At 55.3% G+C, this 13,147-nt stretch carries 11 protein-coding genes; 5 read left to right on the top strand and 6 right to left on the bottom strand.

What is annotated here, in order from left to right:
- The first annotated feature begins 195 nt into the window (after positions 1-195).
- The 5 genes from treR (at position 196) to nrdG (ending at position 7,564) form a co-directional block, all read left to right on the top strand.
- Positions 196-1,143 (top strand): trehalose operon repressor TreR, encoded by a 948-nt coding sequence (treR, locus tag FDW95_RS09770; RefSeq protein WP_115259571.1) that lies wholly within the window; start codon positions 196-198, stop codon positions 1,141-1,143.
- A gap of 157 nt (positions 1,144-1,300) precedes the next feature.
- Complete coding sequence (treB, locus tag FDW95_RS09765; RefSeq protein ID WP_115259572.1) at positions 1,301-2,719, top strand: PTS trehalose transporter subunit IIBC; 1,419 nt, start codon at positions 1,301-1,303, stop codon at positions 2,717-2,719.
- A 49-nt stretch (positions 2,720-2,768) separates the two neighbouring features.
- Positions 2,769-4,421, top strand: coding sequence for an alpha,alpha-phosphotrehalase (gene treC / locus FDW95_RS09760; RefSeq protein ID WP_115259573.1), 1,653 nt, complete (start codon positions 2,769-2,771; stop codon positions 4,419-4,421).
- A gap of 418 nt (positions 4,422-4,839) precedes the next feature.
- Entirely contained in the window at positions 4,840-6,978 is a 2,139-nt protein-coding gene (nrdD, locus tag FDW95_RS09755; protein ID WP_115259574.1) for an anaerobic ribonucleoside-triphosphate reductase, read from the top strand.
- 121 nt (positions 6,979-7,099) lie between these two features.
- A complete protein-coding gene (gene nrdG / locus FDW95_RS09750) occupies positions 7,100-7,564 on the top strand; it encodes an anaerobic ribonucleoside-triphosphate reductase-activating protein (RefSeq protein ID WP_096759476.1) in 465 nt (154 codons plus the stop codon).
- Positions 7,565-7,567: 3 nt separating this feature from the next.
- Here nrdG and FDW95_RS09745 read toward each other — a convergent pair whose 3' ends face one another.
- The 6 genes from FDW95_RS09745 to FDW95_RS09720 all read right to left on the bottom strand — a co-directional run bounded on the left by FDW95_RS09745 (position 7,568) and on the right by FDW95_RS09720 (position 13,069).
- Positions 7,568-7,852, bottom strand: a complete 285-nt coding sequence (locus FDW95_RS09745) for a type II toxin-antitoxin system RelE/ParE family toxin (protein WP_115259575.1) — start codon at positions 7,850-7,852, stop codon at positions 7,568-7,570.
- On the bottom strand, positions 7,842-8,084 hold the full coding sequence (locus FDW95_RS09740) for a type II toxin-antitoxin system RelB/DinJ family antitoxin (RefSeq protein ID WP_115259576.1): 243 nt from the start codon (positions 8,082-8,084) through the stop codon (positions 7,842-7,844). Before FDW95_RS09740 ends, FDW95_RS09745 begins: the two co-directional genes overlap by 11 nt.
- A 77-nt stretch (positions 8,085-8,161) precedes the next feature.
- Positions 8,162-10,075 carry a BglG family transcription antiterminator gene (locus tag FDW95_RS09735; RefSeq protein ID WP_115259577.1) on the bottom strand — a complete coding sequence of 638 codons (1,914 nt, stop codon included), beginning with the start codon at positions 10,073-10,075 and terminating at the stop codon, positions 8,162-8,164.
- Between the two features lie 21 nt (positions 10,076-10,096).
- Positions 10,097-10,837, bottom strand: coding sequence for a KDGP aldolase family protein (locus FDW95_RS09730; protein ID WP_137363485.1), 741 nt, complete (start codon positions 10,835-10,837; stop codon positions 10,097-10,099).
- On the bottom strand, positions 10,834-11,952 hold the full coding sequence (locus tag FDW95_RS09725) for a DgaE family pyridoxal phosphate-dependent ammonia lyase (RefSeq protein WP_096758517.1): 1,119 nt from the start codon (positions 11,950-11,952) through the stop codon (positions 10,834-10,836). The genes FDW95_RS09730 and FDW95_RS09725 overlap by 4 nt, the downstream gene beginning before the upstream one ends.
- A complete protein-coding gene (locus FDW95_RS09720) occupies positions 11,936-13,069 on the bottom strand; it encodes an amidohydrolase/deacetylase family metallohydrolase (RefSeq protein ID WP_115259579.1) in 1,134 nt (377 codons plus the stop codon). Before FDW95_RS09720 ends, FDW95_RS09725 begins: the two co-directional genes overlap by 17 nt.
- Positions 13,070-13,147: the final 78 nt, after the last annotated feature.

Here is a 13,147-nt window from a genome sequence, read left to right as displayed (position 1 = left end):
TCCATACAGCCTCCGGTAAGTGAATGATTTGCCCCGCGCATTATAGGGATAAATCTATAAGGTTCGTGGCAATTATGGCGGTATGATAAAGCACAGAAACTAAACCAAACGTATACCAGACTTTGCCCATTGCGCTGAGCATGAGTAAAGTTATTCTCTTTTGGCATAACTTCACACGCGACACGGGAATACAGGATGCAAAATCGGCTGACCATTAAAGACATCGCCCGCTTAAGCGGTGTGGGAAAATCAACCGTTTCCCGCGTCCTCAACAATGAAAGCGGCGTCAGTGAGCGCACCCGCGAACGCGTTGAAGCGGTGATGAATCAGCACGGTTTTTCCCCTTCCCGCTCTGCCCGTGCCATGCGTGGGCAAAGTGACAAAGTGGTGGCGATTATTGTCACGCGACTGGATTCGCTTTCCGAGAATCTGGCCGTGCAGACCATGCTGCCCGTCTTCTATGAGCAGGGCTACGACCCGATTATGATGGAAAGCCAGTTCTCGCCGGAGCTGGTGGAAGAACACCTGGGTATGCTCCGACGCCGCAACATTGACGGCGTGGTGCTGTTCGGTTTTACCGGTATTACCGAAGCGATAATCGCCTCCTGGCAGGACTCCCTGGTGTTGCTGGCAAGGGATGCTAACGGTTTTGCCTCGGTCTGTTATGACGATGAAGGCGCAATCCATACCCTGATGCAGCGTTTATACGATCGCCAACACCGCCATATTAGTTTTCTTGGCGTTCCCCACAGCGACGTCACCACCGGTCAACGGCGTCATGCCGCCTACCTGGCCTTCTGTAAAAAACATCAACTACATCCTGTTGCGGCCCTGCCGGGTCTCGCCATGAAGCAGGGCTACGAACACGCTGCCGATGTCATTACCCCAGAGACCACCGCCTTAGTGTGCGCCACGGATACTCTGGCTCTTGGGGTCAGCAAATATTTGCAGGAGCAGCGCATTGAACATCTGCAGCTGGCGAGCGTGGGCAGCACACCGCTGATGAAATTCCTCCATCCGGAGATCGTCACCGTCGATCCCGGTTACGCCGAAGCCGGTCGACAGGCGGCGTTGCAGTTGATCGAGCAGATCAACGGCCGCAGCGAACCCCGACAGATCGTCATTCCCGCCACCCTTTCCTGATCGCTTTCTGAGCGCTAATTTGTGATCTTCGCTGTGTTTCGGGAACGTTCCCATTTTTAAATATCCAGCGAAGATATACTCTGGCGCCAACAACAAGAACGTTGCCGGATGGCGACGCTAACGCCTCTTATCCGGCCTACGGGGAAGACACTTCATCATGAGCAAAGTAAAACAAGCAGACATCGACCAGCTGGTAGAGCTGGTTGGCGGGCGCGACAATATCGCCACGGTGAGTCATTGCATCACGCGCCTGCGTTTTGTGCTGAATCAGCCCGCGAATGCCAGACCGAAAGAGATCGAGCATCTGCCGATGGTCAAAGGCTGCTTCACCAACGCCGGGCAGTTTCAGGTGGTGATTGGCACCGAGGTGGGCGACTACTACAAAGCGCTGCTGGCCACCACCGGACAGGCCAGTGCCGACAAAGAGCAGGCGAAAAAAGCCGCGCGACAGAACATGAAATGGCACGAGCAGCTGATCTCACACTTCGCGGAGATCTTCTTCCCCCTGCTGCCCGCGCTGATCAGCGGCGGCCTGATCTTAGGTTTTCGCAATGTGATCGGCGATCTGCCGATGAGCAACGGTCAGACGCTGGCGCAGATGTACCCGTCGCTGAAAACCCTCTATGACTTCCTGTGGTTGATCGGGGAAGCGATCTTCTTCTATCTGCCGGTCGGCATCTGCTGGTCAGCGGTGAAGAAAATGGGTGGCACGCCGATCCTCGGCATCGTGCTGGGCGTCACGCTGGTTTCACCGCAGCTGATGAACGCCTATTTGCTGGGCCAGCAGGTGCCGGAAGTGTGGAACTTCGGCCTGTTTACGATCGAAAAAGTCGGCTACCAGGCGCAGGTTATTCCTGCTCTGTTGGCAGGTCTGGCGCTGGGATTGATTGAAACGCGCCTGAAACGCCTCGTCCCGGATTACCTGTATCTGGTGATCGTCCCGGTGTGCTCGCTGATCCTCGCGGTGTTCCTCGCCCACGCGTTTATTGGTCCGTTTGGTCGCTGGATTGGCGATGGCGTCGCCTTTGCCGTGCGTCATCTGATGACCGGCAGCTTTGCCCCGATTGGCGCAGCGCTGTTTGGCTTCCTGTACGCCCCGCTGGTGATCACCGGCGTGCATCAAACTACGCTGGCCATTGATATGCAGATGATCCAAAGCATGGGTGGCACGCCGGTGTGGCCGCTGATTGCACTGTCAAATATCGCCCAGGGCTCGGCGGTAATAGGGATTATCATCGCCAGCCGCAAGCAAAACGAACGTGAAATCTCGGTACCTGCCGCTATCTCCGCCTGGCTCGGCGTGACCGAACCGGCAATGTACGGCATCAACCTGAAATACCGCTTCCCGATGCTGTGCGCAATGATCGGTTCCGGCCTCGCCGGTCTGCTGTGCGGCCTGAACGGCGTGATGGCGAACGGGATTGGCGTCGGCGGTATACCTGGCATCCTCTCCATCCAGCCGACTTACTGGCAGGTATTTGGCCTGGCGATGGTCATCGCGATTGTTATCCCGATGGTACTGACCTCGTTCGTCTACCAGCGTAAATACCGTCAGGGCACGTTACAAATTGTCTGACTCTTTTTTGGGGTGCCATTGCACCCCTCCGCATTTGCAGGAAACCACAATGACTATTCCACACTGGTGGCAACACGGCGTTATCTATCAGATTTACCCCAAGAGTTTTCAGGACACCACCGGCAGCGGCACCGGCGATTTGCGCGGCGTTACGCAGCGTCTCAACTATCTGCAAACGCTGGGCGTTGATGCGATATGGTTGACGCCGTTCTACATTTCGCCACAGGTTGATAACGGCTACGACGTTGCAGATTATATCTCCGTTGACCCGGCCTATGGCACGCTGGATGACTTCGACGAACTGGTGGCGCAGGCGAAAGCGCGCGGCATACGCATTATTCTTGATATGGTGTTTAACCATACATCGACGCAGCACGCCTGGTTTCGTGAAGCGCTGGATAAAGACAGTCCGTATCGTCAGTTCTATATCTGGCGTGACGGTACGCCTGAGGCCTGCCCGAACAACTGGCGCTCCAAATTTGGCGGCAACGCCTGGGACTGGCACGCCGCAAGCGAACAGTATTATCTACACCTCTTTGCCCCGCAACAGGCCGACCTGAACTGGGAAAATCCGGCGGTTCGCGCCGAGCTGAAAAAAGTGTGTGAGTTCTGGGCCGATCGCGGCGTAGACGGACTGCGCCTCGACGTGGTGAATCTGATCTCCAAGGATCAGGACTTCCCGAGCGATCCTGACGGTGATGGCCGCCGTTTTTACACCGATGGTCCGCGCGTGCATGAATTCTTACGCGAGATGAACCGCGATGTCTTCACCCCACGCAGCCTGATGACAGTGGGTGAAATGTCCTCCACCACGCTCGAACATTGCCAGCAATACGCCGCACTGGACGGCAGCGAATTGTCGATGACCTTTAACTTCCACCACCTGAAAGTCGATTACCCGAATGGTGAAAAGTGGTCGTTAGCCAAACCGGATTACGTGGCGCTGAAAACCCTGTTCCGCCACTGGCAGCAGGGGATGCACAACGTCGCGTGGAACGCGCTGTTCTGGTGTAATCACGATCAGCCGCGCATCGTTTCACGCTTTGGCGATGAAGGACAATATCGCGTACCGGCCGCCAAAATGCTGGCGATGGTGCTGCACGGGATGCAGGGCACGCCTTATATCTATCAGGGCGAAGAAATTGGCATGACCAACCCACATTTTCGCCAGATTACCGATTATCGCGACGTCGAAAGCCATAACATGTTTGCCGAGCTGAATGCTAGCGGGCGTGATGCCGACGAGCTGTTGGCGATCCTCGCCAGTAAATCCCGCGATAACAGCCGCACGCCGATGCAGTGGGACGGAAGCCAACACGCGGGCTTTACCCAGGGGGAGCCGTGGATCAACCTGTGCGACAACGCGGCGGAGATCAACGTTGCTGCAGCGCTAAGGGATTCCGATTCGGTGTTTTACACCTATCAGAAGCTGATTGCCTTACGCAAAACAGAACCGATTCTCATCTGGGGCGATTATCAGGATCTGTTGCCAGACAGTCCGCATGTCTGGTGCTATCAGCGCGAATGGCAGGGACAACGGCTGCTGGTCGTTGCTAATCTGAGCAACGCCTTCCAGCCCTGGCAACCGGCGCACACTCGCGACAACTGGCAGGTGTTGATGCACAACTATGACGAGGTCGCCCGCCAGCCCGGCGCGATGACGCTACGTCCTTTTGAAGCTATCTGGTGGCTGCAAAAATAGCTTGCAATTGGCATCAAGCCCGGCGCGTATAGCGCTGCCGGGCTTCACGGCATACGCTCAACTTACCCGTCTGTTTTTGCTGAATAATTAATCAGAATTTTCTACGGGCAATTTACAATCGCTGTACTGCCCGTCATCTGTACGCTCTGGTTTTTACTTTGAGCTACATCAATAAAATCGCAAACATCCTTGATGCAAATCACTACATATAGAACTTAAAATGCACGCCGACCCAATATGTTGTATTAATCGACTACAATTGCTACAACGCCATTTCCCTCGGAAGCGGTGGAAATGTGGATAAATGGGGTCTGAATTACGGGAAGTCATTGACCAGAGAGATGAATAAACCAGTGAGTGCTTCCCACCCTCTGTGGATAACCTGTTCTTATAATGTTCTTATAAATATGGAGTGATCATGACACCGCATGTGATGAAGCGTGATGGCTGTAAAGTGCCGTTTAAATCAGAGCGCATCAAAGAAGCCATTCTGCGTGCAGCTAAAGCAGCGGGAGTCGATGACGCAGATTACTGTGCCACCGTCGCAGAAGTCGTTAGCAGCCAGATGAATGAGCGCAGCCAGGTCGATATCAACGAGATCCAGACAGCGGTGGAAAACCAGCTGATGTCTGGCCCGTACAAACAACTCGCCCGTGCGTACATCGAATATCGCCACGACCGTGATATCCAGCGTGAAAAACGTGGCCGCCTGAACCAGGAAATTCGGGGTCTGGTTGAGCAAACCAACTCCGCGCTGCTGAACGAAAACGCCAACAAAGACAGTAAAGTGATCCCAACCCAGCGCGACCTGCTGGCCGGTATCGTCGCCAAGCACTATGCGCGCCAGCACCTGTTGCCGCGTGATGTAGTTCAGGCACACGAGCGCGGTGATATTCACTACCACGATCTCGATTACTCGCCGTTCTTCCCGATGTTCAACTGCATGCTGATCGACCTGAAAGGCATGCTGACGCAGGGCTTTAAGATGGGTAACGCGGAGATTGAGCCGCCAAAATCCATCTCCACGGCGACCGCGGTCACCGCACAGATTATCGCCCAGGTTGCCAGCCACATTTACGGCGGCACCACCATTAACCGTATCGATGAAGTTCTCGCGCCGTTCGTCACCGAGAGCTTTAACAAGCACCGTAAAACCGCAGAAGAGTGGCAGATCCCGGATGCCGATGGCTATGCGCATTCCCGTACCGAGAAAGAGTGCTACGACGCATTCCAGTCCCTCGAGTATGAAGTGAACACGCTGCATACCGCCAACGGCCAGACTCCATTCGTTACCTTTGGCTTTGGCCTGGGAACCAGCTGGGAATCACGATTGATTCAGCAGTCTATTCTGCGCAACCGCATTGCCGGTTTGGGTAAAAATCGTAAAACCGCCGTGTTCCCAAAACTGGTGTTCGCGATTCGTGACGGTCTGAACCACAAGTTTGGCGATCCGAACTACGACATCAAACAGCTGGCACTGGAATGCGCAAGCAAGCGTATGTATCCGGACATCCTGAACTACGATCAGGTCGTAAAAGTGACCGGTTCGTTCAAAACCCCGATGGGCTGTCGCAGTTTCCTCGGCGTATGGGAAAACGAGAACGGCGAACAGGTTCACGACGGGCGTAACAACCTTGGCGTGATTAGCCTAAACCTGCCGCGTATTGCACTGGAAGCACACGGTGATGAAGCCACCTTCTGGAAACTGCTGGACGATCGCCTGGTGCTGGCGCGCAAAGCGCTGATGACCCGTATCGCGCGTCTGGAAGGCGTAAAAGCGCGCGTGGCGCCAATCCTGTATATGGAAGGTGCCTGCGGCGTGCGTCTGAAAGCCGACGATGATGTGTCTGAAATCTTTAAAAACGGCCGGGCGTCGATCTCTCTGGGCTACATCGGTATTCACGAGACCATCAACGCGCTGTTTGGCGAAAAGCATATGTACGACAGCGAGCAGCTTCGCGCCAAAGGCATCGCCATTGTTGAACGCCTGCGTCAGGCCGTCGATAAATGGAAAGACGAAACCGGCTATGGCTTCAGCCTGTACAGCACGCCAAGTGAAAACCTGTGCGACCGCTTCTGCCGTCTGGATACCGCCGAGTTTGGCGTAGTGCCGGGCGTGACCGACAAGGGCTACTACACCAACAGCTTCCACCTCGACGTGGAGAAAAAGGTTAACCCGTACGACAAAATCGATTTCGAAGCACCGTATCCACCGCTGGCGAACGGCGGCTTCATTTGCTACGGCGAGTACCCGAACATTCAGCACAACCTGAAAGCGCTGGAAGACGTCTGGGATTACAGCTATCAGCACGTGCCGTATTACGGAACCAACACGCCGATCGATGAGTGCTACGAGTGCGGCTTTACCGGTGAATTCGAATGCACCAGCAAAGGCTTCACCTGCCCGAAATGCGGTAACCACGACGCTGCTCGCGTGTCAGTCACCCGTCGCGTCTGCGGCTATTTAGGCAGCCCGGACGCACGTCCGTTTAACGCCGGTAAGCAGGAAGAAGTGAAGCGCCGCGTGAAGCACTTAGGTAACGGGCAGCTCGGTTAATTTCCGTTTGCAAAGACCGTAGGCCTGATAAGGCGCAATCGCGTCGCCATCAGGTATCACAATGTTGCCGGATGGCGGTGCAAGCACCTTATCCGGCCTACATTCTTTCTGGACATCCTCTATGCGATATCATCAATACTACCCCGTCGACATCGTCAACGGCCCCGGTACGCGCTGCACCCTGTTTGTCTCTGGATGCGTGCATGAATGCCCAGGCTGCTATAACAAAAGCACCTGGCGTCTGAACTCCGGCGAGCCGTTTACCAAAGAGATGGAAGATAAGATCATTGCCGATCTCAACGATACGCGGATCCCTCGCCAGGGGATCTCACTGTCCGGCGGCGATCCGCTACATCCGCAAAACGTGCCGGATATCCTGAAACTGGTGCAACGCATTCACGCTGAGTGTCCGGGGAAAGACATCTGGGTATGGACCGGCTACAAGCTTGATGAACTCAACGCCGCTCAAATGCAGGTGGTGGATCTCATCAACGTGCTGGTCGATGGCAAATTTGTGCAGGATCTGAAAGACCCGGCGCTGATCTGGCGCGGCAGCAGCAACCAGGTGGTACATCACTTGCGATGATCGCTAAAGCCGTTTGTTTGCATCGTGATAGACGGCTGAATGTTCTCGCTTGCCTACCGCGACAACAAACACAATCACAACTTCATCCCGAACCTGGTACACCAGACGATAGCCGGACGATTTAAGCTTATTTTTATAGCAGTCAGGAAGACCGTTTAAACGGGCAGAGTCAATTCTGAGGTTCAATAGCACATCAGCCAACTTTTTCTTAAGCTGAGCCTTCACTGTATCGCCCAGCTTATGCCACTCTTTTAAGGCCCTCGGGTCGAATTCCAGTTCATAAGTCATCCAGACTAACCTTGATTCCCTTTTGCGGACTAGACAGCCTCTCCCGAACTGTCTGAATCAGTGCATCTTCACTATCGCTGAGAGTGACGGTTTTCACTGGCATGCGCCCCGTTTCCGCGACGTACTGGAACAGTAATCGCACGGCTTCCGTTGGAGTAATGTTCAGCTTATCCAGCACGGCATAAGCCTCATTTTTGAGTTTGTCATCCAGACGGACGTTCAGCGTGGCCATTATGCCTCCGGTAGAATCGAATGTGTAATGCAGTTTAGCATTACATTCGCATTACATCGAATTATGGATAACACCTCTCAAAAACGACTGACGCACTCCATGGCAACCGTTTTGAACTCGGTAAAATTCTGACACGCACAGAGCCGCGTCATAGCGCGTTCACGCAGGAAGGTGACGAAAATATCGTAGATGGCCATCGCTTCTTCATACTCGCTTTTACTGATGGCCAGCAAGAAGATTACGTGGGCGGTTTCGTCTCCCCAGGCGATGCCCTGCGGGGCGAGCACCGTATAGACCACCGTTTTTTTAGCCAGCAAACCGAGGGAGTGCGGCAGGGCAATGCTATCACCCAGCAGGGTGCTGACGATGGCCTCGCGCTCAACGACGGAGTCGAGAAACTCCGCATCGACAAAGCCTTCATCGTGCAGCTGGCCGCATAACGTGTTGAACAGCGTCTGTTGATCCATCGGTTCGTCAATAATGCGAAAATGGGCGGCGTCGAAGAACTTGTTCAGCATCCACGGGCGGGTGCGATCCACCAGCACCAGCTTACCAATTTGCTCCAGCTGATAATCAGTGGGGAACGGGGCGATCATCACCACGGGCTTATCTTTTTCATTTATTCGTGCGGTAGAAATCACGAAGTCTTCGCTGATGACGTCCCGTTGTTCGTAGTCGCGCAGCGTCACGGTGTCGACAATCTCAATCTGCGGATATTTACGCGCCAGCACCGCTTCAATCATGCGCGCCATGGCGTTTCCTGCGTCACAAACCAACAGCACACGAGGCTGTCGCTGGTAACCGATGTTGTAACTACGTTCCAGCCCAACGCCAATGTGCAGCACGAGGAAGCCAATCTCATTTTCGCTAATGGTATACGGGGTGTATTTCCCCCACCCCGACACGGCGGCCAGCGTCATATCCCATGCCATCGGATAGTGCTGTTTAATATTTTCCAGCAGCGGATTGGGGATCATGATCTGGTAGCGTACCCGGGTGATCATGGTCTTAATATGAGTCAGTAGATCGGCATGCAGTTGCCGATCGTTCATCAGGTTGTAATTGTACTGCGTGTTGATAAAACGCAGGATGTAATTGACCAGCGCTTCGTCATCATCGGCGTTAATCGCGCTGGGGGCGATATCCTGTACCTGACGGGCGGCGATATGTACCTTCAGCCAGTTCTCCTCAAACACGGAGAGTGGTTTGTCTGCCAGTTGGTGCAGGACTGAAGCAATTTCCCGCGTCGCCAGGCACACCTCATGTTCCACCTCTTCTGCGGTAAATTCCGGCAGCGGATAGCCCTCGCTAATCCGGCGTACCGCCACCGCACAATATAAGCGCAGAAAGAGTTCACCTTCGTCGGTCAGGCGAATATGAAAGCGGGTAAAAATATCCTGTAAAACCGGCTGCAGCTGTTGCGGGACGCCCGCATTGAGCGCCTCTTCCATCACCAGCGGATGGGCCGGATCCTGCTGCGCCAGCGTCCACAGAAGATCGGTCAGACAGGCGCGGATCGCCATCTCACTGCCAAACAGCTTCATCCCATGTCGGGGGCGCGTTTCCAGCGTCAGTCGATAGCGTTGCAGGTGCTCACGCACGTCTGCCATGTCGTTTTGCAGCGTCGCCCGGCTGATGAACCATTCATCAGCTAAATCTTCCAGCTTCAGCGAAAAAGCCGATGTCAGAAAACGAACCACCAGCCAGTGTACCCGCTCCTGGCTGGTACGCGGAATGCGCAGCAACCGCTCGGGCTGCTGCGTTTGTAACGTCTGGTAGCATGCCGGATCGTCAATTTTCAACTGATAACCGTTGCCCCGGCTAAGGACAAACTGCGCGCCATACGGGGTGAGAAGCGCGTTCAGCGCGGTAATATCCGCCCTGACCGTGCGTGTGGAAACCGACAACCGCTGCGCCAGCTCATCCTGCGGCAGCGCCTCGCTTTGCAGCATACCAAACAGCTGCGCTAAACGTTGGTTGGGGAATCGCACGTCAGTTTCCTCACTAGTCAGTTAACCTACGCAGGCCCGGGTCATTGCCAGCAGCTGGCGCACATCGTCAGGCCGGGTGTTGCCGCTCACCTTATCAATAATAGAACTATAAATGTGAGGAATGATTTTGCTCACGCCGGCATCAAGGGCAATCTGCAGAATCTCAGTAAAGTTGTCCAGGTCGATACCGCCCGTAGGCTCCAGCCAGAAGTCATGCCGGGCGCAGGCTTCAGCCACCGCCTGATATTCGTCGCGGCATTGCAGACCACCCATCGGAAAGTATTTAATCGAGCTGCCGCCCATGTCTTTCAGCAGTGCAATGGCGGTTGCTACCGGTACCACGCCATCTGCTGACTGGCTGCTGAGCGGGCCGGTGGAGATCTTCACCCAACCCGGCGTACCGGTTGGCGAAACCAGACCGTTGACCACCGTTTGAGATTGCCCCAGCAGCGCCCGACTGGTCGCCACGCCGGTAAACACCTGATTGACGTGCTGCGGCTGCACCTGACGGGAAATTTCACTGACCATCGCCGACTGGTTCGGATCGCCCGCCCCGAGACCAACGGACAGCGCATTGTCGATAAGCGCCGCGTATTCGCGCATATCCGCCACCGCGCTTTCAACGCTCGGGTAATTTTTGGACAACACGCCGACCAGCGCATGGCCTTCGGCCGCCGCGTAAATATCACTGGCGTTCTCTTTTGACCCCGCCAGCACGTTCAGGCAGACGCGATTGCGATAAAAGTTAGGCGTCAGTTTCATGCTTTTTTCTCCTGCCCGGTCACGTCCGCAATACGACGCGCCACTATCTCCAGCTGCGCGCGGTCTACACTGCGCACGTCCGCTTCAATAATACCTTCGTTGGCTTTGTAGCCGCGGAAGTAGATCGCATACTCGCCCTGCTTAAGCGCCTCAACCAGCTCGCCGGTGGCGATCCCAGTTACCGCTTCGTCAAACTTAATTTCGGTACGTGCAATGTCGCGCCCTGCGCTGTCCCACACCACCCGCGCACTGACGCCATTGAAGGTATTCAGCGTATTAATAAACGGCGTCATTTTTTCGACCATCTCCGCGCCGCTCTCTTTCTGCGCGCTGAGGTACAGTTCGATGGCGCAGGTCAGCCCGAGAATACCCTCTTTGCCGACCTTCATCGCCCGGCCAATGCCCGCCGTCTGGCGTTTCACCCACTCCACATATTGTGTTTTACCAATCACCAGGCCGCTGGTTGGCCCTTCGATCGCCTTGGCGCCGCTGTAAATCACCAGGTCCGCACCGACACGGTAGTAGCACTGCAAATCTTCTTCCGCCGCTGCATCCACAATCAGCGGCAGATTATGCGTACGTGCGACCACGGCGGCCTGCTCTACGCTGAGCATGCTTTTTTGTACGCAGTGGTGCGATTTGATATACAGAATGGCCGCCGTGCGCGGCGAGATGGCGGCTGTCAGCTGCGCCGCCGAGCATTCATTGGCGTAGCCGGCCTCGACTAACTTGCCACCGCCAAGCGCCACCATGCTGCCAACCGGTGCGCCAAAGTTGACGTTATGGCCGCGAGGCAGCACGATTTCGTTGTTGTCGATTGGTGTGGCGTGCAGGTTTTCCAGCAGCCAGTCGCTGTCTTTTACCAGCACAGCCGCCACTGACAGGGCAATCCCCGCCGAGGCACAGGACACCACCGTGGCGCCTTCCACCTCGAGCAACTTCGCGATGTAGTCTCCGGTTTTATTGACCAGATCTTTCATTTCGAAGTACTGATTCATCCCCGCCATCGCAGCCTGTACCACTTCGGGTCGAGGCGTAGAGACCCCAAGCGCCGTCATGCGCCCAGAGGTATTAATAACCTGTTTTAAATGGTATTTCTCAAAAATCGAAGGCATGTTCCGCGCTCCCTTGTTCGGTCATATAGCCCTTGCCCGCACGTATTGCGGCAAGCGGTACCACCAGTTGTTCAGCCTGCAGGCTGTCGTTTTCGGCATCGACCAGCACGGCGGGCTGGCGCTTCAGCGTAAAGAGGGTGAGATCGGCATCCAGACCGACCTGAAGTCGGCCTTTATTTTTCAGGCGCAGGCCGTCGGCGGCACTGGCGGTCACGCACTCAATGACCTGCGGGAGCGACATACCGATGGCGAGAAATTTCGACATCACGTTGGCCAATGAATGCACCGGGCCGCTGATGCGGTTGCGGCAGTAAATATCTGAGCTGATGGTGTGCGGAAAAATGCCTAAGCTGATGGCGCGTTTCGCCACCGCAAAGCTCAGACTGGCGGTACCGTGTCCGACATCGAGGCGCACGCCGCGCGAAATCGCCCGCGTCACCGAGGCCCGTAATTCGCCTTCCGGGGTCAGAATGCGGTTCGGTTTGCCGTTATAGCAGTGGGTAATAATGTCGCCCGCTGTCAGGCGTTCGGCTACCTCATCCAGATCCGGCGGGTTGTTACCGATGTGCACCATTAGCGGCAGGTCACCATTCTGCGCTTGCATCGCTTTGGCGTGGTCCAGCGGGATAATGCCATTTTCACCGACCACGCTGCTACTCATCCGCGCCTTCAGGCCGACAATAAAATCCGGGTGACGTTGCACCGCCTGCTTCACCGCGTCAGCATCGATATTAGCCATATTGGCCAGCTCGTTTTGCGCAATCAGCCCCACGCGGGAAATATTCAGCAAGGCATAAACATCGGTGGTCGCTTCACGGGTTAAGGTATAGAAATCATCAATATCATCAGCGCCGGTGCTACCGGCATCCACCACCGTGGTGACGCCGGTGGCAATCCCGATGCTGTCAGGCTGGTCATGATAAATCGGGGATTTCGGGTAGCAGTGGACGTGAGAATCAATCCACCCGGCGCTGACGTAGCACTCACCGCGTAAATCGACGGTTTTCACCGCCGGATCGGTTATCTCGCCCAGCGCCGCAATTTTGCCGTCCTTGACCGCAATATCGCTCACCGTATCGTCTACCAGACGCGCATGGCGCAGGAGTAAATCAAACATCACACTCTCCTGTAGAAAGAGGAAATCGGTTGCCGGATGGCGACATAAATGTCTTATCCGGCCTACAACGAGTACGAT

The sequence above is a fragment of the Citrobacter sp. wls718 genome, assembly GCF_005280945.1.
Taxonomy (GTDB): domain Bacteria; phylum Pseudomonadota; class Gammaproteobacteria; order Enterobacterales; family Enterobacteriaceae; genus Citrobacter; species Citrobacter gillenii.
This window is presented reverse-complemented; position numbering and strand designations above follow the sequence as displayed.

What these genes read in the sequence shown, in the direction of transcription:
- treC (WP_115259573.1), top strand. Translation starts at nt 2,769, where the DNA reads ATGACTATTCCACACTGGTGGCAACACGGCGTTATCTATCAGATTTAC.
- FDW95_RS09740 (WP_115259576.1), bottom strand. Translation starts at nt 8,084, where the DNA reads ATGGCCACGCTGAACGTCCGTCTGGATGACAAACTCAAAAATGAGGCT.
- treB (WP_115259572.1), top strand. Translation starts at nt 1,301, where the DNA reads ATGAGCAAAGTAAAACAAGCAGACATCGACCAGCTGGTAGAGCTGGTT.
- nrdG (WP_096759476.1), top strand. Translation starts at nt 7,100, where the DNA reads ATGCGATATCATCAATACTACCCCGTCGACATCGTCAACGGCCCCGGT.
- treR (WP_115259571.1), top strand. Translation starts at nt 196, where the DNA reads ATGCAAAATCGGCTGACCATTAAAGACATCGCCCGCTTAAGCGGTGTG.
- FDW95_RS09730 (WP_137363485.1), bottom strand. Translation starts at nt 10,837, where the DNA reads ATGAAACTGACGCCTAACTTTTATCGCAATCGCGTCTGCCTGAACGTG.
- FDW95_RS09725 (WP_096758517.1), bottom strand. Translation starts at nt 11,952, where the DNA reads ATGCCTTCGATTTTTGAGAAATACCATTTAAAACAGGTTATTAATACC.
- FDW95_RS09720 (WP_115259579.1), bottom strand. Translation starts at nt 13,069, where the DNA reads ATGTTTGATTTACTCCTGCGCCATGCGCGTCTGGTAGACGATACGGTG.
- nrdD (WP_115259574.1), top strand. Translation starts at nt 4,840, where the DNA reads ATGACACCGCATGTGATGAAGCGTGATGGCTGTAAAGTGCCGTTTAAA.
- FDW95_RS09745 (WP_115259575.1), bottom strand. Translation starts at nt 7,852, where the DNA reads ATGACTTATGAACTGGAATTCGACCCGAGGGCCTTAAAAGAGTGGCAT.